Below are 25,333 nucleotides of genomic sequence, written 5' to 3'. Positions count from 1 at the left end.
TGGAAAGTTTTAAATGCGCTGAGTTTATATTAATAAGCGCCTATGGCTAAATCAAAACATCTAAAGCAGAGAAATCTCCCCCGAAAATAACATAACCTAGTGAATAAATTTCCAGGTAATAATAAAGGAAGCTTTGGTAAGTTAAGCGCAGGGGCTCAAAACTAGCGCTCGAGACTGCAGAAACCACACAAAACTGCGTTCCACTTCCCTCATAACAGGGCTTAGAAAGCATCGCCAGAGGGAAGCCGGCCTCTCGATGCAAGGTTTCAATATGAAAGTGGGTTTAAGGTAAGTCGGCGAACCAAAACAAAAAAAGCCTCAGTCTTTCGACTGAGGCTTAATATAAGTGGCGGAGTGGACGGGACTCGAACCCGCGACCCCCGGCGTGACAGGCCGGTATTCTAACCAACTGAACTACCACTCCGCAGTGGTATCACTCGCTTTAATAAGCAAGCGTCCAAAATTTAAAGCCTGGCGATGTCCTACTCTCACATGGGGAAGCCCCACACTACCATCGGCGCTATTTCGTTTCACTTCTGAGTTCGGCATGGAAATCAGGTGGGTCCAAAACGCTATGGTCGCCAAGCAAATTCTTTAATCTGGAAAGCTGTTTTTTAATTCTCGTTCTTACACATTCAACGTTCTTTCATTGAGTCCATCAAAACCCCTTGGGTGTTGTATGGTTAAGCCTCACGGGCAATTAGTACAGGTTAGCTCAACGCCTCACAACGCTTACACACCCTGCCTATCAACGTCGTAGTCTACGACAACCCTTTAGGATACTTAAAGTATCAGGGAGAACTCATCTCAAGGCTCGCTTCCCACTTAGATGCTTTCAGCGGTTATCGATCCCGAACTTAGCTACCGGGCAATGCGTCTGGCGACACAACCCGAACACCAGAGGTTCGTCCACTCCGGTCCTCTCGTACTAGGAGCAGCCCCTTTCAATTCTCCAACGCCCACGGCAGATAGGGACCGAACTGTCTCACGACGTTCTAAACCCAGCTCGCGTACCACTTTAAATGGCGAACAGCCATACCCTTGGGACCGACTTCAGCCCCAGGATGTGATGAGCCGACATCGAGGTGCCAAACACCGCCGTCGATATGAACTCTTGGGCGGTATCAGCCTGTTATCCCCGGAGTACCTTTTATCCGTTGAGCGATGGCCCTTCCATTCAGAACCACCGGATCACTATGACCTGCTTTCGCACCTGCTCGAATTGTCATTCTCGCAGTCAAGCGGGCTTATGCCATTGCACTAACCTCACGATGTCCAACCGTGATTAGCCCACCTTCGTGCTCCTCCGTTACGCTTTGGGAGGAGACCGCCCCAGTCAAACTACCCACCAGGCACTGTCCGCAACCCCGATAAGGGGTCGACGTTAGAACATCAACACTACAAGGGTGGTATTTCAAGGACGGCTCCACGCAATCTAGCGACTGCGCTTCAAAGCCTCCCACCTATCCTACACATGTAGGGTCAATGTTCAGTGCCAAGCTGTAGTAAAGGTTCACGGGGTCTTTCCGTCTAGCCGCGGGTACACTGCATCTTCACAGCGATTTCAATTTCACTGAGTCTCGGGTGGAGACAGCGTGGCCATCATTACGCCATTCGTGCAGGTCGGAACTTACCCGACAAGGAATTTCGCTACCTTAGGACCGTTATAGTTACGGCCGCCGTTTACCGGGGCTTCGATCAAGAGCTTCGACCGAAGTCTAACCCCATCAATTAACCTTCCGGCACCGGGCAGGCGTCACACCGTATACGTCATCTTGCGATTTTGCACAGTGCTGTGTTTTTAATAAACAGTTGCAGCCACCTGGTATCTGCGACTCTCAATAGCTCCATCCGCGAGGGACTTCACCGTCGAGAGCGTACCTTCTCCCGAAGTTACGGTACCATTTTGCCTAGTTCCTTCACCCGAGTTCTCTCAAGCGCCTTGGTATTCTCTACCCGACCACCTGTGTCGGTTTGGGGTACGATTCCTTACAATCTGAGGCTTAGAGGCTTTTCCTGGAAGCATGGCATCAATGACTTCACATCCGTAGATGCTCGACGTCGTGTCTCAGCTTTAAGAAGAGCCGGATTTACCTAACTCTTCAGCCTACGCACTTGAACCTGGACAACCGTCGCCAGGCCCACCTAGCCTTCTCCGTCCCCCCATCGCAATTGTAAGAAGTACGGGAATATTAACCCGTTTCCCATCGACTACGCCTTTCGGCCTCGCCTTAGGGGTCGACTTACCCTGCCCCGATTAACGTTGGACAGGAACCCTTGGTCTTCCGGCGAGGAGGTTTTTCACCCCCTTTATCGTTACTCATGTCAGCATTCGCACTTCTGATACGTCCAGCATGCGTTACCACACACCTTCAACCGCTTACAGAACGCTCCCCTACCCAATGCACTAAAGTGCATTGCCGCAGCTTCGGTTTACTACTTAGCCCCGTTACATCTTCCGCGCAGGCCGACTCGACCAGTGAGCTATTACGCTTTCTTTAAATGATGGCTGCTTCTAAGCCAACATCCTGGCTGTCTGAGCCTTCCCACATCGTTTCCCACTTAGTAGTAATTTGGGACCTTAGCTGGCGGTCTGGGTTGTTTCCCTCTCCACGACGGACGTTAGCACCCGCCGTGTGTCTCCCGGATAGTACTTACTGGTATTCGGAGTTTGCAAAGGGTTGGTAAGTCGGGATGACCCCCTAGCCTTAACAGTGCTCTACCCCCAGTAGTATTCGTCCGAGGCGCTACCTAAATAGCTTTCGGGGAGAACCAGCTATCTCCAGGTTTGATTGGCCTTTCACCCCTAGCCACAAGTCATCCGCTAATTTTTCAACATTAGTCGGTTCGGTCCTCCAGTTGATGTTACTCAACCTTCAACCTGCCCATGGCTAGATCACCTGGTTTCGGGTCTATATCCAGAGACTGAACGCCCAGTTAAGACTCGGTTTCCCTACGGCTCCCCTAGATGGTTAACCTTGCCACTGAATATAAGTCGCTGACCCATTATACAAAAGGTACGCAGTCACAGGACAAAGCCTGCTCCTACTGCTTGTACGTACACGGTTTCAGGTTCTATTTCACTCCCCTCACAGGGGTTCTTTTCGCCTTTCCCTCACGGTACTGGTTCACTATCGGTCAGTCAGTAGTATTTAGCCTTGGAGGATGGTCCCCCCATATTCAGACAGGATATCACGTGTCCCGCCCTACTCGATTTCACTGAACACACGTCGTCAACTACGGGACTATCACCCTGTATCGTCGGCCTTTCCAGGCTGTTCGTCTAACGCGTGTAAAGCTTAAGGGCTAGTCCAATTTCGCTCGCCGCTACTTTCGGAATCTCGGTTGATTTCTTTTCCTCGGGGTACTTAGATGTTTCAGTTCCCCCGGTTCGCCCTGTTGAGCTATGTATTCACTCAACAGTAATACCTTATGGTATTGGGTTTCCCCATTCGGAAATCCCAGACTCAAATGGTTTTTACTACCTAATCTGGGCTTATCGCAAGTTAATACGTCCTTCATCGCCTCTGACTGCCAAGGCATCCACCGTGTACGCTTAGTCACTTAACCATACAACCCGAAGGAGTTTCGAGTTGATGTTCAAATCACCAAAGTTGTCTCTCATTATTTGAATGAGCGAGAGACATTCGATTTTGCCGGACTCATCTCTTTACCTTCATTTTTAGAAAAAATGAAAACAAAAAGCCAAGAACACTTGAATGTGTTTTTTGGTGTTTGTCTTAAAGACAAACATTGAGAACTTTACAAACAATCTTAAAAGATTGTTTTGTCAGCTTTCCAAATTGTTAAAGATCTAGATTTTCTGATGAAAACCATTTTTAAAGATTCTTTTTCAAGAACACTTAAAGATGGTGGAGCTATGCGGGATCGAACCGCAGACCTCCTGCGTGCAAGGCAGGCGCTCTCCCAGCTGAGCTATAGCCCCATCAAGGTGTCGATACTGTCGCCAATTCCTTGGGAAAGAAATTGGTGGGTCTGAGTGGACTCGAACCACCGACCTCTCGCTTATCAGGCGAACGCTCTAACCACCTGAGCTACAGACCCAGTATCGTCTCTTTACTTTATAAACCATATCAATCTGTGTGAACACTCATCGCAATAATCATCGTTTAAGGAGGTGATCCAGCGCCAGGTTCCCCTAGCGCTACCTTGTTACGACTTCACCCCAGTCATGAACCACAAAGTGGTAAGCGTCCCCCCGAAGGTTAAACTACCTACTTCTTTTGCAGCCCACTCCCATGGTGTGACGGGCGGTGTGTACAAGGCCCGGGAACGTATTCACCGTGGCATTCTGATCCACGATTACTAGCGATTCCGACTTCATGGAGTCGAGTTGCAGACTCCAATCCGGACTACGACGCACTTTTTGGGATTCGCTCACTTTCGCAAGTTGGCCGCCCTCTGTATGCGCCATTGTAGCACGTGTGTAGCCCTACTCGTAAGGGCCATGATGACTTGACGTCGTCCCCACCTTCCTCCGGTTTATCACCGGCAGTCTCCCTGGAGTTCCCGACATTACTCGCTGGCAAACAAGGATAAGGGTTGCGCTCGTTGCGGGACTTAACCCAACATTTCACAACACGAGCTGACGACAGCCATGCAGCACCTGTCTCAGAGTTCCCGAAGGCACCAATCCATCTCTGGAAAGTTCTCTGGATGTCAAGAGTAGGTAAGGTTCTTCGCGTTGCATCGAATTAAACCACATGCTCCACCGCTTGTGCGGGCCCCCGTCAATTCATTTGAGTTTTAATCTTGCGACCGTACTCCCCAGGCGGTCTACTTAACGCGTTAGCTCCGAAAGCCACGGCTCAAGGCCACAACCTCCAAGTAGACATCGTTTACGGCGTGGACTACCAGGGTATCTAATCCTGTTTGCTCCCCACGCTTTCGCATCTGAGTGTCAGTATCTGTCCAGGGGGCCGCCTTCGCCACCGGTATTCCTTCAGATCTCTACGCATTTCACCGCTACACCTGAAATTCTACCCCCCTCTACAGTACTCTAGTCTGCCAGTTTCAAATGCTATTCCGAGGTTGAGCCCCGGGCTTTCACATCTGACTTAACAAACCACCTGCATGCGCTTTACGCCCAGTAATTCCGATTAACGCTCGCACCCTCCGTATTACCGCGGCTGCTGGCACGGAGTTAGCCGGTGCTTCTTCTGTCGCTAACGTCAAACAACGCCGCTATTAACGACGCCGCCTTCCTCACGACTGAAAGTACTTTACAACCCGAAGGCCTTCTTCATACACGCGGCATGGCTGCATCAGGCTTGCGCCCATTGTGCAATATTCCCCACTGCTGCCTCCCGTAGGAGTCTGGACCGTGTCTCAGTTCCAGTGTGGCTGATCATCCTCTCAGACCAGCTAGGGATCGTCGCCTTGGTGAGCCCTTACCTCACCAACTAGCTAATCCCACCTAGGCATATCCTGACGCGAGAGGCCCGAAGGTCCCCCTCTTTGGCCCGTAGGCATCATGCGGTATTAGCCATCGTTTCCAATGGTTATCCCCCACATCAGGGCAATTTCCTAGGCATTACTCACCCGTCCGCCGCTCGACGCCGTTATCGTTCCCCGAAGGTTCAGATAACTCGTTTCCGCTCGACTTGCATGTGTTAGGCCTGCCGCCAGCGTTCAATCTGAGCCATGATCAAACTCTTCAATTTAAGATTTTGTTTGGCTCAATGAATACTGAACATTACATAAGTAATGTTTGAATTGACTGTGCTGAATCTTTCGATTCAATGGTCACTTCGTTTCATTGAAACCTAATTTGAAACCGAAGTTTCTAATTGGATTATCATCAACGAGTGCCCACACAGATTGATAGGTCTATATTGTTAAAGAGCTTGGCTTTCAGTGCCTTAGCACTTAAGCGAGGTGCGTATAATACGCTTTCCACTTTGAAAGTCAACATAAAATTCTAAACTTTTGTTTAAAACCTTATGTTGACTCGTCTGTATTCAGACAAGTCGGAAATAAAGCCTGGCGATGTTCTACTCTCACATGGGGAAGCCCCACACTACCATCGACGCTATTTCGTTTCACTTCTGAGTTCGGCATGGAAATCAGGTGGGTCCAAAACGCTATGGTCGCCAAGCAAATTCTTTAATCTGGAAAGCTGTTTTTTAATTCTCGTTCTTACACATTCAACGTTCTTTCATTGAGTCCATCAAAACCCCTTGGGTGTTGTATGGTTAAGCCTCACGGGCAATTAGTACAGGTTAGCTCAACGCCTCACAACGCTTACACACCCTGCCTATCAACGTCGTAGTCTACGACAACCCTTTAGGATACTTAAAGTATCAGGGAGAACTCATCTCAAGGCTCGCTTCCCGCTTAGATGCTTTCAGCGGTTATCGATCCCGAACTTAGCTACCGGGCAATGCGTCTGGCGACACAACCCGAACACCAGAGGTTCGTCCACTCCGGTCCTCTCGTACTAGGAGCAGCCCCTTTCAATTCTCCAACGCCCACGGCAGATAGGGACCGAACTGTCTCACGACGTTCTAAACCCAGCTCGCGTACCACTTTAAATGGCGAACAGCCATACCCTTGGGACCGACTTCAGCCCCAGGATGTGATGAGCCGACATCGAGGTGCCAAACACCGCCGTCGATATGAACTCTTGGGCGGTATCAGCCTGTTATCCCCGGAGTACCTTTTATCCGTTGAGCGATGGCCCTTCCATTCAGAACCACCGGATCACTATGACCTGCTTTCGCACCTGCTCGAATTGTCATTCTCGCAGTCAAGCGGGCTTATGCCATTGCACTAACCTCACGATGTCCAACCGTGATTAGCCCACCTTCGTGCTCCTCCGTTACGCTTTGGGAGGAGACCGCCCCAGTCAAACTACCCACCAGGCACTGTCCGCAACCCCGATAAGGGGTCGACGTTAGAACATCAACACTACAAGGGTGGTATTTCAAGGACGGCTCCACGCAATCTAGCGACTGCGCTTCAAAGCCTCCCACCTATCCTACACATGTAGGGTCAATGTTCAGTGCCAAGCTGTAGTAAAGGTTCACGGGGTCTTTCCGTCTAGCCGCGGGTACACTGCATCTTCACAGCGATTTCAATTTCACTGAGTCTCGGGTGGAGACAGCGTGGCCATCATTACGCCATTCGTGCAGGTCGGAACTTACCCGACAAGGAATTTCGCTACCTTAGGACCGTTATAGTTACGGCCGCCGTTTACCGGGGCTTCGATCAAGAGCTTCGACCGAAGTCTAACCCCATCAATTAACCTTCCGGCACCGGGCAGGCGTCACACCGTATACGTCATCTTGCGATTTTGCACAGTGCTGTGTTTTTAATAAACAGTTGCAGCCACCTGGTATCTGCGACTCTCAATAGCTCCATCCGCGAGGGACTTCACCGTCGAGAGCGTACCTTCTCCCGAAGTTACGGTACCATTTTGCCTAGTTCCTTCACCCGAGTTCTCTCAAGCGCCTTGGTATTCTCTACCCGACCACCTGTGTCGGTTTGGGGTACGATTCCTTACAATCTGAAGCTTAGAGGCTTTTCCTGGAAGCATGGCATCAATGACTTCACATCCGTAGATGCTCGACGTCGTGTCTCAGCTTTAAGAAGAGCCGGATTTACCTAACTCTTCAGCCTACGCACTTGAACCTGGACAACCGTCGCCAGGCCCACCTAGCCTTCTCCGTCCCCCCATCGCAATTGTAAGAAGTACGGGAATATTAACCCGTTTCCCATCGACTACGCCTTTCGGCCTCGCCTTAGGGGTCGACTTACCCTGCCCCGATTAACGTTGGACAGGAACCCTTGGTCTTCCGGCGAGGAGGTTTTTCACCCCCTTTATCGTTACTCATGTCAGCATTCGCACTTCTGATACGTCCAGCATGCGTTACCACACACCTTCAACCGCTTACAGAACGCTCCCCTACCCAATGCACTAAAGTGCATTGCCGCAGCTTCGGTTTACTACTTAGCCCCGTTACATCTTCCGCGCAGGCCGACTCGACCAGTGAGCTATTACGCTTTCTTTAAATGATGGCTGCTTCTAAGCCAACATCCTGGCTGTCTGAGCCTTCCCACATCGTTTCCCACTTAGTAGTAATTTGGGACCTTAGCTGGCGGTCTGGGTTGTTTCCCTCTCCACGACGGACGTTAGCACCCGCCGTGTGTCTCCCGGATAGTACTTACTGGTATTCGGAGTTTGCAAAGGGTTGGTAAGTCGGGATGACCCCCTAGCCTTAACAGTGCTCTACCCCCAGTAGTATTCGTCCGAGGCGCTACCTAAATAGCTTTCGGGGAGAACCAGCTATCTCCAGGTTTGATTGGCCTTTCACCCCTAGCCACAAGTCATCCGCTAATTTTTCAACATTAGTCGGTTCGGTCCTCCAGTTGATGTTACTCAACCTTCAACCTGCCCATGGCTAGATCACCTGGTTTCGGGTCTATATCCAGAGACTGAACGCCCAGTTAAGACTCGGTTTCCCTACGGCTCCCCTAGATGGTTAACCTTGCCACTGAATATAAGTCGCTGACCCATTATACAAAAGGTACGCAGTCACAGGACAAAGCCTGCTCCTACTGCTTGTACGTACACGGTTTCAGGTTCTATTTCACTCCCCTCACAGGGGTTCTTTTCGCCTTTCCCTCACGGTACTGGTTCACTATCGGTCAGTCAGTAGTATTTAGCCTTGGAGGATGGTCCCCCCATATTCAGACAGGATATCACGTGTCCCGCCCTACTCGATTTCACTGAACACACGTCGTCAACTACGGGACTATCACCCTGTATCGTCGGCCTTTCCAGGCTGTTCGTCTAACGCGTGTAAAGCTTAAGGGCTAGTCCAATTTCGCTCGCCGCTACTTTCGGAATCTCGGTTGATTTCTTTTCCTCGGGGTACTTAGATGTTTCAGTTCCCCCGGTTCGCCCTGTTGAGCTATGTATTCACTCAACAGTAATACCTTATGGTATTGGGTTTCCCCATTCGGAAATCCCAGACTCAAATGGTTTTTACTACCTAATCTGGGCTTATCGCAAGTTAATACGTCCTTCATCGCCTCTGACTGCCAAGGCATCCACCGTGTACGCTTAGTCACTTAACCATACAACCCGAAGGAGTTTCGAGTTGATGTTCAAATCACCAAAGTTGTCTCTCATTATTTGAATGAGCGAGAGACATATCGATTTTGCCGGACTCAATTTCGAATAATCACTGTAAAAGTGATATTCCCAAGAACACTTGAATGTGTTTTTTGGTGTTTATCTTTCGATAAACATTGAGAACTTTACAAACAACAATAAATTGTTGTTTTGTCAGCTTTCCAAATTGTTAAAGAGCTATGTTAGCTACAAGCTTGCGCTTGTGAACTATCAATCTGTGTGGACACTCATCGCAATAATCATCGTTTAAGGAGGTGATCCAGCGCCAGGTTCCCCTAGCGCTACCTTGTTACGACTTCACCCCAGTCATGAACCACAAAGTGGTAAGCGTCCCCCCGAAGGTTAAACTACCTACTTCTTTTGCAGCCCACTCCCATGGTGTGACGGGCGGTGTGTACAAGGCCCGGGAACGTATTCACCGTGGCATTCTGATCCACGATTACTAGCGATTCCGACTTCATGGAGTCGAGTTGCAGACTCCAATCCGGACTACGACGCACTTTTTGGGATTCGCTCACTTTCGCAAGTTGGCCGCCCTCTGTATGCGCCATTGTAGCACGTGTGTAGCCCTACTCGTAAGGGCCATGATGACTTGACGTCGTCCCCACCTTCCTCCGGTTTATCACCGGCAGTCTCCCTGGAGTTCCCGACATTACTCGCTGGCAAACAAGGATAAGGGTTGCGCTCGTTGCGGGACTTAACCCAACATTTCACAACACGAGCTGACGACAGCCATGCAGCACCTGTCTCAGAGTTCCCGAAGGCACCAATCCATCTCTGGAAAGTTCTCTGGATGTCAAGAGTAGGTAAGGTTCTTCGCGTTGCATCGAATTAAACCACATGCTCCACCGCTTGTGCGGGCCCCCGTCAATTCATTTGAGTTTTAATCTTGCGACCGTACTCCCCAGGCGGTCTACTTAACGCGTTAGCTCCGAAAGCCACGGCTCAAGGCCACAACCTCCAAGTAGACATCGTTTACGGCGTGGACTACCAGGGTATCTAATCCTGTTTGCTCCCCACGCTTTCGCATCTGAGTGTCAGTATCTGTCCAGGGGGCCGCCTTCGCCACCGGTATTCCTTCAGATCTCTACGCATTTCACCGCTACACCTGAAATTCTACCCCCCTCTACAGTACTCTAGTCTGCCAGTTTCAAATGCTATTCCGAGGTTGAGCCCCGGGCTTTCACATCTGACTTAACAAACCACCTGCATGCGCTTTACGCCCAGTAATTCCGATTAACGCTCGCACCCTCCGTATTACCGCGGCTGCTGGCACGGAGTTAGCCGGTGCTTCTTCTGTCGCTAACGTCAAATAATGCAGCTATTAACTACACTACCTTCCTCACGACTGAAAGTGCTTTACAACCCGAAGGCCTTCTTCACACACGCGGCATGGCTGCATCAGGCTTGCGCCCATTGTGCAATATTCCCCACTGCTGCCTCCCGTAGGAGTCTGGACCGTGTCTCAGTTCCAGTGTGGCTGATCATCCTCTCAGACCAGCTAGGGATCGTCGCCTTGGTGAGCCCTTACCTCACCAACTAGCTAATCCCACCTAGGCATATCCTGACGCGAGAGGCCCGAAGGTCCCCCTCTTTGGCCCGTAAGCATCATGCGGTATTAGCCATCGTTTCCAATGGTTATCCCCCACATCAGGGCAATTTCCTAGGCATTACTCACCCGTCCGCCGCTCGACGCCGTTATCGTTCCCCGAAGGTTCAGATAACTCGTTTCCGCTCGACTTGCATGTGTTAGGCCTGCCGCCAGCGTTCAATCTGAGCCATGATCAAACTCTTCAATTTAAGATTTTGTTCGGCTCAATGAATACTGAACATTACATAAAGTAATGTTTGAATTGACTGTGCTGAATCCGAAGATTCAATGGTCACTTCGTTTCATTGAAACCTAATTTGATACCGCTTTCCATTAAGAAAGAAATATCTAATTGGATTATCATCAACGAGTGCCCACACAGATTGATAGGTTCTTATTTTTAAAGAGCTTTTCTAACACTTTCAGCAACTTAGTTGCTCGTCGTTAGGGGTGCGTATCTTACTTCACACCGTGAGAGAGTCAAGCATTTTTTTCAAATTCTTTTTTCTCTCTTCCCGACTCGCTGTGTGACTTTCGTCTCACTCCGTGTCGGTGGATGCGCAGTATAGGGGGTTGAGAAATTAGCACAAGCGTTTTTTGCAAAAAAACTTTCAACCGCACAAATAACGAGCACTCTGCATAGATACTCAACGATCTTGTCTAATATTTCGGGTTGCAGAGGATCTTTTCATGATGAAACACCTGACTTCTGCATTAAAAGATCGCCTATTTCTTTGTGATTTTGATTGCTGATCTTATCTCTCTTGGTTCTTTTTTCTCTTTCTATCGATATAAAGACGAAAAAAAAGAGCAGAACGATGACGAACTGCTCTTTTGGTCTTTGCTTTTTATTTGGGGTACTTCAGGTGAAGTCTTGGAAAAGTGTTTCTTCTATATATAGAAGAAAAGATCAGAGCATCCTTGCCCTTCTCTTTACGACAGAATAGTTAGGGGTATATCTAAATGCCGTTATTGTTCGATGACGCATTGAGCTCGTAAGAGTGGAGCATGCTTGCATTCCCAATAGCGTCATCTTCGAGAGGAACTTAGTTCTTCAATACTTTTACGGTGTAGCTACCATCTTTTTGTTGGTATAGACCGTGGATGTCGGTTTCGAAACCTGGGTAATGCGCACCGATCTCACAAAGCATCTCTAGGAAGTCCAGCACAGGGCGAGACTCTTGAGTCACCATTTCACCAGGAAGTACTAGTGGCACACCTGGAGGGTAAGGAAGGATCATGTTCGCACTTACGCGACCAACCATTTCTTCCAGTTTGATTTCTTCTACGTTACCGCGAAGCTCTTCTTGCCATGCTGCGTGTGGTGTTACTTTCATTTCTGGAAGAACATCGAACGCTTTGTACATTAGCTCTGGTAGGTTGTATTTCTTAGTTAGGTCATGAATTGCTTGTGCTAGTTCTTGAACGCGCATGCCTTCATAAAAGCTTGGATCTTCGTTGTATAGCGAAGGTAGGAAGCTCTTGATGGTTAGGTTCAAGTCGTAGCCACGTTTAAATTCAGTTAGACCGCGTAGCAATTGCATTGCTTTTGATTTGTCGATACCGATTGAGAATAGGAACAACAAGTTGTATGGACCTGTTTTCTCTACCACGATGCCGCGCTCGTCTAGGAATTTAGCCACCAGCGAAGCAGGAATACCTGATTCTTCTAGTTCGCCTTCTTTATTCATCCCTGGAGTCAGTAGCGTTACTTTGATTGGGTCAAGATACATGTGGTTATCATCCATGTTCTTGAAGCCGTGCCATGTGTCGCTAGGGTCTAGTTTCCAACATTCTGTGGTATCGATGTTTTCTGGTTGCCATACATCGAAGAACCAGCTGTCGCTTTCTGCTTCTAGACGTTTGATCTCTTTACGGAAGCGGATTGCGCGATCGATAGAGTCTTGCATCAACTTCTTACCAGTGTTGCCGCGCATCATTGCCGCTGCAGTTTCAGTAGAAGCAACAATGCCGTACTGAGGTGAAGTTGAAGTGTGCATCATGAATGCTTCGTTGAAAGATTCTTTATCAAAGTCGCCTTTCACGTGAATCATTGAAGCTTGTGAGAACGCTGCCAACAGTTTGTGTGTTGATTGTGTTTCGTAGAACACTTTGCCTGGCATCGCTTCACCACTCATACCACATTTACCTTCGTAAATTGGGTTGAAGTTAGTGTAAGGCACCCAAGCACTGTCGAAGTGGATGTGTTTACAATCTAGCGACTCTTTGATGAATTGTGTGTTGTACAACAAGCCATCGTAAGTTGAGTTAGTCACTACTGCGTAAGTTGGTGCTGTTGCACCTGGTGTTTTCGCCACTTTCTCTGCGATTACATCGCGGCTGAATTCGCTTTGTGGGATGCCACCAAGGATGCCGTATGCGTTACGAGTTGGGCGGAAGTAGATTGGTGTCACGTCGCTCATCATCATTAGGTGAGTCAGAGACTTGTGACAGTTACGGTCAATCAGTACTGTGCTGCCTGCTGGCGCTGAGTACATACCAACGATTTTATTCGATGTAGACGTACCGTTAGTTACGATGTACGAACTGTCTGCATTGAATGTACGTGCGATGTATTCTTCAGCATCTTTATGTGGACCTGAGTGGTCTAGTAGAGAACCTAGTTCAGGCATTGAAATTGATACGTCCGCTTTGAATGTGTTTGGACCGTAAAAATCGTAGAAGATGCTACCAGCAGGGCTTTTCTGGAATGCAGTACCGCCCATGTGACCTGGAGTACAGAAGGTGTATTTACCTTCTTCTACGTATTTGAATAGCGCTTTAGTGAATGGAGGCATGATGGCATCTTTGTATGCCTCTGTCGCTTGGTTGATTTTGATAGCGATGTCGTCAGCCATACCTAAAGCGTACTCGAAGAAGCTCACGTTTAGACGTAGGTCTGTTAGTGAAATGTCTAGAGTAGACTGTTCGTTAGCAAATGCGTGAACAGGCAGTTTTTCGTTGATTTGGCTGATACGTTCACATAGCTCTAGTGAGTATTTATCCCAGTCGAACAGCACACCGCAAATGCGTGGGTTCATCTCAATCATTTTGATCAAGTCTTTATCATCTACTGGGTAAACCACTTCGTAGCCCGCTTTCTCAAGAGCAGCGTGAAGTTGACGAACTGGCTCTTCTTTAAAGAACACACCCATGTGGTTCAAGATAGCGAATATATTCATTTGGACATCTCCAAGGCGAATGAGGGCGCTCTTTGCCATTTACTGGCAATGAGTAAGGTGAGCGCCGCGTGAATTTGGGTTTATGGGCTGGCACCGTAGTGCCAGCGTTTTGGGGATTAGTTGCTTGCTTGGGCAGGCATGTCGTCAGCGTGCATTTTCACGTACTGAGCAAGACCTGCTTTTTTGCTGTAGAACATCAAGATAACTAGAGAAACGATGAAGGTTGCTGTTAGCGTACCGCCCTCTGCACCTGCTAGAGCGATGAAGCAGAACAGACAAGCCACACCAGAGAACAGCATTACGAAGCCGTTACGTGTTGTCATACCTTCGAAGCGAATCAAGTTAATGCTTGAGTAGAAGTAAGGCAGCATAGTTAGTAGAACTGCGTCAGTCGTTAGCTGGTTGAACAGGTCTGATGCGTGTGCTGTTTTAGAGCTGAAGAACATCAGTACAACCATTAGCGCAGTCATCTTGATTGACGCAAGGATTAGACCTTTCTTAGGCACACCGTTTTTATCAGTTTCACCGTAGATTTTAGGGAAGTTGCCGTCGTTTGCTGCGCGTTTACCCGCTTCACCTACTAGCATCATCCAAGAACCTAGCGAAGTGAAACATGCTAGTGCTGTAAATGCTGATACGAATGGCGCTGTCCAGCTACCGAATAGCTCAGTTGTTGCTAGTGCAAATGGCGCACCTGATGCCGCAACTTCTGACGCAGGGAACATGCCGCTGATCATTTGAGTTGATAGGATGTAAATCACACCTGCGATACCAGTACCCAACATAGTTGCTAGTGGTACGGTACGTTTAGGGTTTTCTACCATACCAGTAGATACCGCTGCTGATTCCACACCTACAAATGACCATAGACAGATAAGAACCGCAGTTACTACCGCGTGGCTGTCAGTGCCTGCTGATACGTTCCAGTTTTGGCTGTAAAGCGCAGTATCGAAGTGCGTCCAACCAAATGCGGCTGTACCAACAACTGGGATAAGGATAAGAACTAGACCAAGCGTACATAGACGGCTTACCCAGCTACCACCAAGTAGGTTGACGAAAGTGAAGATCCATACCGATGCAATCGTCGCAATACCTGCTGGGATAGGGTTATTAAGCACAGGGAAGAATACTGAAAGGTAAGAAACACCTGTAATGGCAATAGCCAGGTTACCAATCCAGTTCGCGTGGTAATAAAGAACGCCCGTTTGGAAACCAAATACCGGAGACACTTCGCCAGCATAAGCGATAGGACCACCTTCTTGTGGGTTTTTGGTTGCCAGACGAGCGTAAACGAACGCCAGACTCAGCGCACCGACCAAACAGATCAGCCAACTGAAGATTGAAACAGAGCCTACAGAGGCAAGACTAGAAGGTAATAGTGCAATACCACTACCCATCATGTTACCGGCTACGACACCCGTACAGGCAATAAGGCCGATTTTTTTCGCATTCGATGACATAACATCTCCAAATCTATTCTACTCGAGTCAACATGACTCAAACTGAATGGTTATTAGCGAGATGCTATGAGGAGGAATCTGCTCGACCTCGCTAAATTTCGAAGTGAAGACTACGCCCAAAAACTGGGAAAAAAATAAACTTGGTGTTATCAATAAAATGATTAGTTCATCAACATCAAGTTGAGATAAACATGATAAACACAAAAATATAAAACCATATTATTCATTTAGTTATAAGAAAAACATCAAACCTTCTACCGATAGATAAACTCTCATCAACTCGTTGGTCATCGCGATAAAAGTTATCAACCTCTATCAACTTCCCCATCCCGAAGGGTTAATTCCCTGAAGTGTTGATTCCATAAATCTCTCCCTGATCGCGCTTTTTGACCCACATCAATATTCATCTCGCCTGCAAGAAAGCATCAAAATCATTCTCGCCACATAACTCAGCCAGACACTTCATACAATCAATAGAGATAGAGATAGAGATAGAGATAGAGATAGAGATAGAGATAGAGATAGAGAAGCAAAGCGGGTATGTATTCCCGTTGCAAGCTTGCGTTGTTAGCTCCTTCGTAAGTCATTGCCCCACCGCCTCACCCTTTTCACTTTTCGACAGCGACAAAAAAGCCCCTCACCGAAATGAGGGGCTAGCATTAGACTGACGTTGAGTCCGAGAGAATTAAAGCATTCGAACGACAGAAGGGTGAACGGCGCGATACATGGCGTAATCAATCGCCTTCATGTTACTTGGGAAGACCAAGTTTTCGCACAGCAGGTACGTCTCAACCGACGTATCAATATAGAAAGCTTCACTGTAAGACTCACTGGCTAAATCCAGATCACCATCCAATTCGGCGTGCTTACCGCGAATCACATAGGAAAGCACTGAATCACGTAACCTCAATGCCTGTCCGAGATGCCGCTTGGCTAACGCCATGTCACCAATGATGGTTTCGTGCAGTGCTAAAGCTTCATAAATTCGCGGTTGAATTGGCCCCACCATCATTTTCACATTAGTCTCTAGTGCTTCACTGAGCTGCTGCATTCGCCCTTTCTTCAACTCCTGTGAGAAATCAAGTGCCTTTTGTACATGGTAAGCAATCAACAACTCAGCTTGAACGTAAGCATTATCCGGCTCGATTTCTAAAATGTTTTCCATCAAGTCGATACCTTGGCGGAATTGTTTAGTATCAGAGACATTAAGGTAATGGTTAGCCTGAACAAACAACTCCAACGCGTCGGGATTCATTGGCATTCCCGCCACCAGCATCGTAGATTTCAATTTGGCATCCGACACTTTCAGCACTTGCATCAAATCCAACGACGCTTGTTGAAGCACTGTCTTTAAATGACTACTGGTTAACGCGTATTGACGACTAAACAACACTTTTTCAGATGAGTTATTGCGATATTCCACCTCTAAAAAGCTGCCACCGTCATTCTCACGAACTCTCACCACAACCGATTTACCAGGTACAATGCCAGAAGTAAACGACGCCTTCTTTAGCATGACTCGGTAATCACTGACTTGAGCAATGTCGGACATCAACTTTTGGGCGAATCCGTCTGCCAAATCGTAGCTTAATCCTTCATTCGTAAAATTATCTTGAAACTTGAACTCAATCAGATGGGTATCGATGGCTTGGGTAATACGCACTTCCGATTGCTTGTAGGTAAACACGCCCATCACTACGACCAACATACTGATCCAGATGAAGTTCATAATTCCCAATCGCCAAGGACTGATTTTGTTTTTGCTCTGAGGGGCTTTTTTCTCTTTTGACATCTCGCAGACCGCGCGAGTTAGAGGACCGGCAGGAAAGGTAACGGCTGGTGCTATAGGTAGACAATCCTCTTCCGATTCTTCAACCGAAGGTGGGATCTCTTCATTTTGCCGACTTGTGACAAACTCTTCATGCGTCATAGCAACCACGTTCGCTACCAGCTTATAGCCACGCTTGGGCACCGTGATAACGTAGTTGGTATTTTCCTCTCGACCGTCACGTAGTAGCTTACGCAACTCAAAGATGGATTGAGTCACCACTTGATCGGTCACAATCGCTCCAGCCCAAACGTACTGAATCAATTCCTCGCGGTTGAACACCTCATTCGCATGCTCCGCTAAGAAGTGCAAAAGATTAATTAAGCGTGGCTCAACAGTAACTTCCCTATCTTGTCGATACAGCTTATTTTCATCAACGCTCAAAACCCAGTCATTGATTTGAAAATAGACTCCAACCATGTATGAAAACTCTCGTATCTACAGACAGCGTTACGCTAGGAATCAGACAATGGTCGATTCCTACAAGTAACTAAAGGCAAGATTATAGGTGGGAAAGCAGCGTGTACCTAGAAAAGCAAGTCGCCAAAAATGCAAACTTAAGTTAAGTGATGCAAGAATGAGACTACTCAAGTGCTGCGAGGATAGAGCAATGTGTGGCGTCATCGTCTGTATGACCACAACAAGCATCATTAATCTTCTTTAACGCTCGGCGAATTTTCGTCAGCTCGTTAATTTTCCCATCAATCAGCTCTAACTTAGCAGAAGTAATGGCTTTTACCTCTGCACAGCTGTGTTCTGTCGCTTCTAACTTAATTTCTAACAGGTCTTTAATTTCATCCAGACTCAAGCCAAGATCTTTACCTTTGAGGATAAAGTGCACCTGCTTTTGATTCTCTTCATCATACAAGCGGTAGCCTGATTCGCTTCGCCCTGCGGGTTTTATTAGCGCGTTTTTCTCGTAGAAACGCAATGTATCGGCAGTCACACCACAACGTTTTGCCAGTTCACCTATCTGAAACATAACTTTCCCTATTAACTATCTCGTTACTTTTAAAGCTAAAGAACGACTTTTTTGCAATTATTTTTGAGATGCCAAACGATTGCGCGAGCTTTTTTGTAATAAATTGGTTAGAATACGCGCCATCAAATGTGGAGACTATTTTCTAACCAGAAAACACCCTGCAAAGGTCTTTACCAAAACTGGCCAATATTTTACCCCAAGAGGTAAAAACAAGTTCATTTTTGGCAAACATCTTTAACTCCGTGAATTTGAGGAAAATGGAAGCATGAATAACGCTCGTCCTATTCGCCGTGCGCTTATCAGCGTATCAGACAAAACAGGTATTGTTGAGTTTGCGCAAGCTCTTGCTGAGCGCGGTGTCGATATCCTATCTACTGGTGGTACAGCTCGCCTACTTGCCGAACAAGGCATCGCCGTAACTGAAGTCTCTGACTACACTGGTTTCCCAGAAATGATGGACGGCCGCGTTAAAACGCTTCACCCAAAAGTTCACGGTGGTGTGCTTGGTCGTCGTGGCCAAGATGATGACGTGATGGAAAAGCACGGCATCAACCCTATCGATATGGTTGTCGTAAACCTATACCCATTCGCAGAAACCGTTGCCAAAGAAGGCTGTACACTAGCCGACGCTGTTGAAAACATCGATATCGGCGGCCCAACCATGGTTCGTTCTGCAGCGAAAAACCACAAAGACGTGACTATCGTTGTTAACGCAGGTGATTACGGCCGCGTAATTGCAGAGATGGACGCAAACGAGAAGTCTCTAACACTAGAAACTCGTTTCGACCTAGCTATCGCAGCATTCGAGCACACAGCATCTTACGACGGCATGATCGCAAACTACTTCGGCACTATGGTTCCATCTTACGGTGAGAACAAAGAAGGTGATGAAGAGAGCAAATTCCCTCGTACGTTCAACCAACAGTTCGAGAAGAAGCAAGACATGCGCTACGGTGAGAACAGCCACCAAGCAGCCGCATTCTACGTTGAAGCAAACCCACAAGAAGCATCCGTTTCTACTGCTCGCCAAATCCAAGGTAAAGCCCTTTCTTACAACAACATCGCAGACACGGACGCAGCGCTTGAGTGTGTGAAAGAGTTCAACGAGCCAGCATGTGTAATCGTAAAACACGCAAACCCATGCGGTGTTGCTCTAGGTAAAGACATCCTAGAAGCGTACAACCGTGCTTACCAAACTGACCCAACATCTGCATTCGGCGGCATCATTGCATTCAACCAAGAGCTAGATGCTGAAACAGCAACCGCTATTGTTGAGCGTCAATTCGTTGAGGTCATCATCGCTCCTTCCGTTTCTGCTGAAGCGATTGAAGTGGTTGCAGCGAAGAAGAACGTACGTCTACTAGAGTGTGGCGAGTGGTCAACGAAGACAACGGGCTTTGACGTGAAACGCGTCAACGGTGGTCTACTGGTTCAAGATCGCGACCAAGGCATGGTAAGCCTAGACGACCTTAAAGTGGTTTCTAAGCGTCAACCGACAGAAGAAGAGCTTAAAGATGCCCTATTCTGCTGGAAGGTAGCGAAATACGTGAAATCTAACGCGATCGTTTACGCGAAAGGCGACATGACTATCGGTGTGGGCGCAGGCCAAATGAGCCGCGTTTACTCAGCGAAAATTGCCGGCATCAAAGCTGCAGACGAAGGCTTAGAAGTTGCCGGTAGCGTAATGGCATCTGACGCTTTCTTCCCATTCCGCGACGGTATCGATGCCGCAGCAGAAGCCGGCATTAAGTGCGTAATTCAGCCAGGTGGCTCTATGCGTGACGACGAAGTTATCGCAGCAGCAGATGAGCACGGCATGGCGATGATCTTTACCGGTATGCGTCACTTCCGCCACTAATCCTCTCGTCTTCACTGGGACGATAACTGCGTTGACGGCGTTCACTTATCCTAATCACATAGCATACTATGCTCATAGGAATAAGTTCACTTGTCGCCTTGTCCTCGTCCCATTGAATTAGAGAGGCCATACTCAGGTCTTTGCGAAATATCTGAGTTTGAGCAAACGGTATTTATAAGATTAAGGATTTTCATATGCGAGTTTTAATCATTGGTTCAGGCGGTCGTGAACATGCGCTAGGCTGGAAAGCAGCGCAAAACCCAAATGTTGAGACTATTTTCATTGCTCCAGGCAACGCAGGTACAGCACTAGAGCCAAAACTAGAGAACGTAAACATCGATGTAGAAGACATCGCTGGCCTTGTTGCTTTCGCCAAAGAGAAGGCGATTGAACTGACTATCGTTGGCCCAGAAGCACCATTGGTTATTGGTGTGGTTGATGCGTTCCGCGAAGCTGGCTTACCAATCTTTGGCCCTACCCAAGCCGCAGCGCAACTTGAAGGCTCTAAAGCGTTTACTAAAGACTTCCTTGCTCGTCACCAAATTCCAACAGGTGCCTACGCGAACTTCACTGAAATCGAGCCAGCTCTTGCTTACGTACGTGAGCAAGGTGCACCGATCGTAGTAAAAGCTGACGGCCTTGCTGCTGGTAAAGGCGTTATCGTAGCGATGACGCTAGAAGAAGCTGAGGACGCAATCAAAGACATGCTAGCAGGCAACGCATTTGGTGATGCTGGTAGTCGTGTCGTTATCGAAGAGTTCCTAGATGGTGAAGAAGCAAGCTTCATCGTGATGGTGGATGGTGAGAACGTTCTGCCAATGGCCACCAGCCAAGACCACAAACGCGTAGGCGACAAAGATACGGGTCCTAACACCGGTGGCATGGGAGCATACTCTCCAGCTCCAGTGGTAACACAGGAAATCCACAACCGCATCATGGAAGAAGTGATTTACCCAACAGTACGTGGCATGGCCTCTGAAGGTAACCCTTACACTGGTTTCCTATACGCGGGTCTGATGATCGACAAAGACGGCACTCCGAAAGTAATCGAGTACAACTGCCGCTTCGGTGATCCTGAGACACAACCTATCATGATGCGCATGGAATCGGATCTTGTTGATCTGTGTCTAGCGGCAATCGACGAGAAACTGGATCAAGCGGAATCGAAGTGGGATCCACGAGCATCGATTGGTATCGTGCTAGCAGCCGGTGGTTATCCAGCAGCGTACAACAAAGGCGACGTTATTTCGGGTCTGCCACAAGTTGAAATTGAAGGCGAAAAAGTCTTCCATGCAGGTACAGATAACAAAGATGGCGACATCGTGACAAACGGTGGTCGCGTTCTTTGTGCAACCGCACTTGGCAACAGCGTATCAGAAGCGCAGCAGCGTGCTTACGAGCTTGCAAAACAGATCAGTTGGGATGGCATGTTCCATCGCAACGATATCGGCTACCGTGCAATTGCACGTGAGCAAGACAAATAAAAACAACATAAGTTGGCTAAAAAACAAAAGGCGCACTCAGCGCCTTTTTTTATTGTTCTGTGCCGTCCTAAATAAGGTTGACACTTTCCACCCCCAAAATTGGAGAGTGTTATGAAATCAACAACTAAAAGAACTCAGCGCGATTACTCCCTCGCTTTTAAACTCACTGTAGTTGATGAGGTTGAAAAAGGAAGCCTCACTTACAAACAAGCCCAAGAGAAGTATGGCATCCAAGGTTGCTCTACGGTTTTGGTTTGGCTTCGTAAGCATGGTCGACTAGATTGGTCTAAAGGGACACCTAACTTTATGTCCAAAGGAGACTCTATGGCCGAGTTCAATTCACCTCCTACACCAGAGCAACGTATTAAAGAGCTTGAGAAGCAGCTCGAAGATGCTCAACTCAAAGCCGACTTCTTTGAAGCTGTCGTGAACGTTATGGAACGTGACTATGGTGTTAGAGTGACAAAAAAGCACAAAGAAGCGTTGTCCAAGAGAAAACCATAGTAGGTTTGAGCGTTACGAAGTTTTGTCAGTTAGTACAAATCTCTCGCCAAGCTTATTATAAGCAATGTCAAACTCAATCTCGTTGTGAACATCATGAGCATGCTGTCATTGGCTTTGTCCGTGAAGTCAGGCTGAAGCAGCCACGCATTGGCACGCGTAAACTGAAGTTCTTAGCAGCAACAAAGGGCATTCAAATAGGTCGCGATAAGCTCTTTGAACTTCTCAGAAAGCATCGGCTGTTAGTGAGAGCAAGACGAGCCTATCACCGAACGACTGACAGCCGTCATCGATTTTTCTGTCACCCAAACAAAGTGAAAGATGGGCTGACACCAACGAAGCCAGAACAACTGTGGGTTGCTGATATTACTTACTTGCCAACTCAAAATGGAGAGAGTTATCTCAGCTTGGTTACAGACGCTTATTCAAGGAAGATTGTTGGTTTTTATGTGGATGACAACATGAAAACTCAATCAGTTAAGCGGGCATTTATCTCAGCTCTCAGGCAACGGCAGAGTGAAGAAAAGCTAATACACCACTCAGATAGAGGCTCACAATACTGTTCGAAGGAATATCAAGATATCCATAAGAAACATAGAGTGACTTGCTCAATGACTGACGGGTATGACTGTTATCAGAATGCTTTAGCTGAGCGTGTAAATGGGATACTCAAAATGGAGCTCTTGCTGAAGAAACCGAAAGATCTGAAAGAAGCAAGGACGATGGTAGCAGAGTCCGTAGATATCTATAATCAAATGAGGCCTCATACGGCTTTAAAATACAAAACGCCCGATGAAGTACATCGAGCGTTTTAGTTAAAAAGTGTCAACCCATATCAGGACGGGTCATTCTTGTTCGACAGAATTCGAAGCAATGTTTATTCAGAGATCAACTTTGGCCGAGAAACACAATCAAAGTCATCGTCATTGAGCATCAACAGTTCATCGACCATTGCTTTGTTTCGTGACTGCTTGCCGACAAAAGCCACATAACTGTCTACCGATGAGAGACGCTCGATAATAAATTTTGGCAGCGTCTGATTAAACTCGAGTGTCGAGAACACCTTACCTTTGCAGGTTTCAAACGATTGACCATTCCAATAACCTTGAATAAGGCTCTGATTGTTACGAGACTGCGCCTTAACCGATGCCACTACGTCATTCGCTTCTGCTTTGTAGCGCTCTAATTGGTCATGCTGGAGTGGTAAGACTTTAAGGTTAACACGATATTGTTGGTAAACCGCTTCGCCATCTTTATTGAAACGGATGTGGATTTGAAAAGGCACCAACTCTTGTTTGGTATCAACTTGCTCGCCTTTTCGAATCAACTCTCGCAACTCACCTTCATCCCAGCGATAATCACTCTTGAACCAACCATTGTCCCCCATAGTCACATAATCAGCCGCCGTACTCACACGAGTGAGTTTCTCTGTCATCCAGTACAAGCTGCTAGCATCTCCCGCAACTTTACCACCAGAAAAATGCGTGAATTGTTCTAAATTAGGAGTTTCAACCGATGAACAGCCAAAAAGGGTAAGGCTAGATAGGAGAAGTGAAGTGAGTAGATGTTTTTTCATGAAATTGCACCGAGGCAGGATACCTCGGTGCATTCTAACTTAGTTTACTGATTCTTTCAGCGCTTTACCTGCTACGAATGCTGGTACGTTAGCTGCTGCGATTTGAATCTCGTCACCAGTCTTAGGGTTACGACCAGTACGTGCAGCGCGGTGGTTTACTTTGAATGTACCAAAACCAATTAGTTGAACTTGGTCACCCTCTTTAAGTGCGCCAGTTACACCATCAAGAGTCGCTTCAAGAGCAGCTTTTGCTTGTGCTTTTGATAGGTCTGCTTTCTCTGCGATAAAGTCGATTAATTGGGTCTTGTTCATTAGGTTTCCCTTCTCATAGGTTATCGAATTCGTCTCACTCTAAAACATAAATGCCCCATCTGGCAAAGGTTTGTAAGCGATCTTTCGATTTTCTGACGTACTTTTAGCCATAATATGAGTAATAACTCACAATTTGTTACCACATACCCCCTGAAAACCCTTGCTTTCCAAGGTATTTGGACCAATTTATAAGTCACTTTTGCGGTTATAATAGCTGCAAATAACCACTATCAAACTACATTCAAGGGCAACTATGCTGCTGTTATCCATTTATATCTCTATTGCAATCGGCATTTCGTTTATCTGTTCGGTGCTGGAGGCGGTACTGCTGAGTATCAGTCCGAGCTACATTGCGCAGCTCAATCAACAGGGGCATCCCGCAGCTGGGCAATTGGCTAAGCTGAAATCAGATATCGACCGACCACTGGCATCTATTCTGACTTTAAACACCATCGCTCACACGATCGGCGCGGCCACTGCTGGTGCACAAGCTGCGGTTGTATTTGGTAGCGAAGCATTAGGTATCTTTTCGGCAGTGCTGACATTGGCGATCTTAGTGCTTTCAGAAATCGTACCGAAGACGATTGGCGCGACCTACTGGCGTCAGTTGGCACCCACTGCCGCGGTCGCATTGCGTTGGATGGTATGGGCGCTTACACCCTTTGTTTGGTTCTCAGAGCAAATCACCAAGCGTCTTGCTCGTAACCACGAAGCTCCAAAGATGCGTGATGAGCTGTCTGCAATGGCGATTCTGGCACGTGAAAGCGGTGAATTTGCCGAGGGTGAATCAAAAATCTTAAGCAACTTGCTTGGCATCCAAGATGTACCCGTAACGCAGGTTATGACGCCACGACCAGTAGTATTCCGTGTCGATGCCACAATGACCATCAATGAGTTCCTAGAAAAACACAAAGATACGCCTTTCTCACGCCCATTGGTTTACAGCGAGCAGAAAGATAACATCATTGGTTTTGTGCATCGCCTTGAGTTGTTCAAACTACAACAATCAGGTTGTGGACAGAAACAGTTGGGAGCAATCATGCGCCCAATTCAAGTGGTGCTAAACAATACCACTTTACCTAAAGTATTCGACCAGATGATGACTCATCGCTTACAGCTGGCACTTGTTGTTGATGAATACGGTACCGTGCTAGGTTTGGTAACGTTGGAAGATATTTTTGAACACCTCGTAGGCGAGGAGATCATCGACGAAGCAGATAAAAGCACTGACATGCAGGAGCTGGCTTACCAACGCTGGGAAAGCTGGAAAGAAATGCACGGCGTAATCGAAAGCCGCGATGACGATGAAGAAGACAATGAGTCGGAGAAGCAGGATAAAGAGCCAGAAGCTCAAGAGCCACCGAAACCCGACTCGAAAGAATCGTAATCAGCATTAGGT

General features: G+C 47.5%; 10 protein-coding genes, 3 tRNA genes and 6 rRNA genes. 4 read left to right on the top strand and 15 right to left on the bottom strand.

Annotated features, from left to right (window positions below; genetic code table 11):
* Positions 1-347 precede the first annotated feature (347 nt).
* The 13 genes from UQW94_RS08405 to zntR all read right to left on the bottom strand — a co-directional run bounded on the left by UQW94_RS08405 (position 348) and on the right by zntR (position 18,203).
* Positions 348-424 (bottom strand) — tRNA-Asp (locus UQW94_RS08405).
* A 45-nt stretch (positions 425-469) separates the two neighbouring features.
* A 5S ribosomal RNA gene (rrf, locus tag UQW94_RS08400) occupies positions 470-586 on the bottom strand.
* A 93-nt stretch (positions 587-679) separates the two neighbouring features.
* Positions 680-3,570 (bottom strand): 23S ribosomal RNA (locus tag UQW94_RS08395).
* 300 nt (positions 3,571-3,870) lie between these two features.
* Positions 3,871-3,946: transfer RNA gene (locus UQW94_RS08390), tRNA-Ala, on the bottom strand.
* A gap of 42 nt (positions 3,947-3,988) precedes the next feature.
* Positions 3,989-4,065 (bottom strand) — tRNA-Ile (locus UQW94_RS08385).
* 66 nt (positions 4,066-4,131) lie between these two features.
* Positions 4,132-5,684: ribosomal RNA gene (locus UQW94_RS08380) — 16S ribosomal RNA — on the bottom strand.
* Positions 5,685-6,001: 317 nt separating this feature from the next.
* Positions 6,002-6,118, bottom strand: a 5S ribosomal RNA gene (rrf, locus tag UQW94_RS08375).
* A gap of 93 nt (positions 6,119-6,211) precedes the next feature.
* Positions 6,212-9,102: ribosomal RNA gene (locus tag UQW94_RS08370) — 23S ribosomal RNA — on the bottom strand.
* 305 nt (positions 9,103-9,407) lie between these two features.
* Positions 9,408-10,960, bottom strand: a 16S ribosomal RNA gene (locus UQW94_RS08365).
* Together the 16S, 23S and 5S rRNA genes with 3 tRNA genes alongside form the textbook arrangement of a ribosomal RNA operon.
* Before the next feature lie 837 nt (positions 10,961-11,797).
* On the bottom strand, positions 11,798-13,933 hold the full coding sequence (locus UQW94_RS08360) for a lysine decarboxylase CadA (RefSeq protein WP_005451159.1): 2,136 nt from the start codon (positions 13,931-13,933) through the stop codon (positions 11,798-11,800).
* A gap of 116 nt (positions 13,934-14,049) precedes the next feature.
* Complete coding sequence (gene cadB / locus UQW94_RS08355; protein WP_005434864.1) at positions 14,050-15,393, bottom strand: cadaverine/lysine antiporter; 1,344 nt, start codon at positions 15,391-15,393, stop codon at positions 14,050-14,052.
* 685 nt (positions 15,394-16,078) lie between these two features.
* Positions 16,079-17,641: a lysine decarboxylation/transport transcriptional activator CadC gene (gene cadC / locus UQW94_RS08350; protein ID WP_151514382.1), complete on the bottom strand. Its 1,563-nt coding sequence runs from the start codon at positions 17,639-17,641 to the stop codon at positions 16,079-16,081.
* A gap of 163 nt (positions 17,642-17,804) precedes the next feature.
* Positions 17,805-18,203: a Zn(2+)-responsive transcriptional regulator gene (zntR, locus tag UQW94_RS08345; RefSeq protein ID WP_005382529.1), complete on the bottom strand. Its 399-nt coding sequence runs from the start codon at positions 18,201-18,203 to the stop codon at positions 17,805-17,807.
* A 265-nt stretch (positions 18,204-18,468) separates the two neighbouring features.
* On the opposite strand from zntR, the gene purH reads away from it, so the two are divergent.
* The 3 genes from purH (at position 18,469) to UQW94_RS08330 (ending at position 22,861) form a co-directional block, all read left to right on the top strand.
* Positions 18,469-20,061, top strand: coding sequence for a bifunctional phosphoribosylaminoimidazolecarboxamide formyltransferase/IMP cyclohydrolase (purH, locus tag UQW94_RS08340; RefSeq protein WP_225474300.1), 1,593 nt, complete (start codon positions 18,469-18,471; stop codon positions 20,059-20,061).
* Positions 20,062-20,255: 194 nt separating this feature from the next.
* Positions 20,256-21,545: a phosphoribosylamine--glycine ligase gene (gene purD, locus UQW94_RS08335; protein ID WP_213869023.1), complete on the top strand. Its 1,290-nt coding sequence runs from the start codon at positions 20,256-20,258 to the stop codon at positions 21,543-21,545.
* 111 nt (positions 21,546-21,656) lie between these two features.
* Positions 21,657-22,861, top strand: a protein-coding gene (locus UQW94_RS08330; RefSeq protein ID WP_151514398.1) for an IS3 family transposase whose coding sequence is annotated in 2 segments (ribosomal slippage) — positions 21,657-22,008 and positions 22,008-22,861 — 1,206 coding nt in all. Because the reading frame shifts where the segments join, the coding sequence is not laid out codon by codon here.
* Between the two features lie 62 nt (positions 22,862-22,923).
* On the opposite strand, the gene UQW94_RS08325 is transcribed toward UQW94_RS08330, so the two are convergent.
* Together UQW94_RS08325 and hupA are read right to left on the bottom strand one after the other, a co-directional pair.
* A complete protein-coding gene (locus tag UQW94_RS08325; RefSeq protein ID WP_213872162.1) occupies positions 22,924-23,622 on the bottom strand; it encodes a DUF1481 domain-containing protein in 699 nt (232 codons plus the stop codon).
* Positions 23,623-23,661: 39 nt separating this feature from the next.
* Entirely contained in the window at positions 23,662-23,934 is a 273-nt protein-coding gene (hupA, locus tag UQW94_RS08320; RefSeq protein ID WP_005382524.1) for a nucleoid-associated protein HU-alpha, read from the bottom strand.
* A 253-nt stretch (positions 23,935-24,187) separates the two neighbouring features.
* Between hupA and UQW94_RS08315 the strand changes: the two genes are divergently transcribed.
* The gene (locus UQW94_RS08315; protein ID WP_213894437.1) at positions 24,188-25,321 is read left to right on the top strand and encodes a hemolysin family protein; all 1,134 of its coding nucleotides are present in this window, start codon (positions 24,188-24,190) and stop codon (positions 25,319-25,321) included.
* Positions 25,322-25,333 lie beyond the last annotated feature (12 nt).

It is taken from the genome of Vibrio sp. PBL-C16 (assembly GCF_034321865.1).
Taxonomy (GTDB): domain Bacteria; phylum Pseudomonadota; class Gammaproteobacteria; order Enterobacterales; family Vibrionaceae; genus Vibrio; species Vibrio alginolyticus.
Note: the sequence above shows the minus strand (reverse complement) of the source record. Positions and strands in the feature narration are given on the sequence as shown.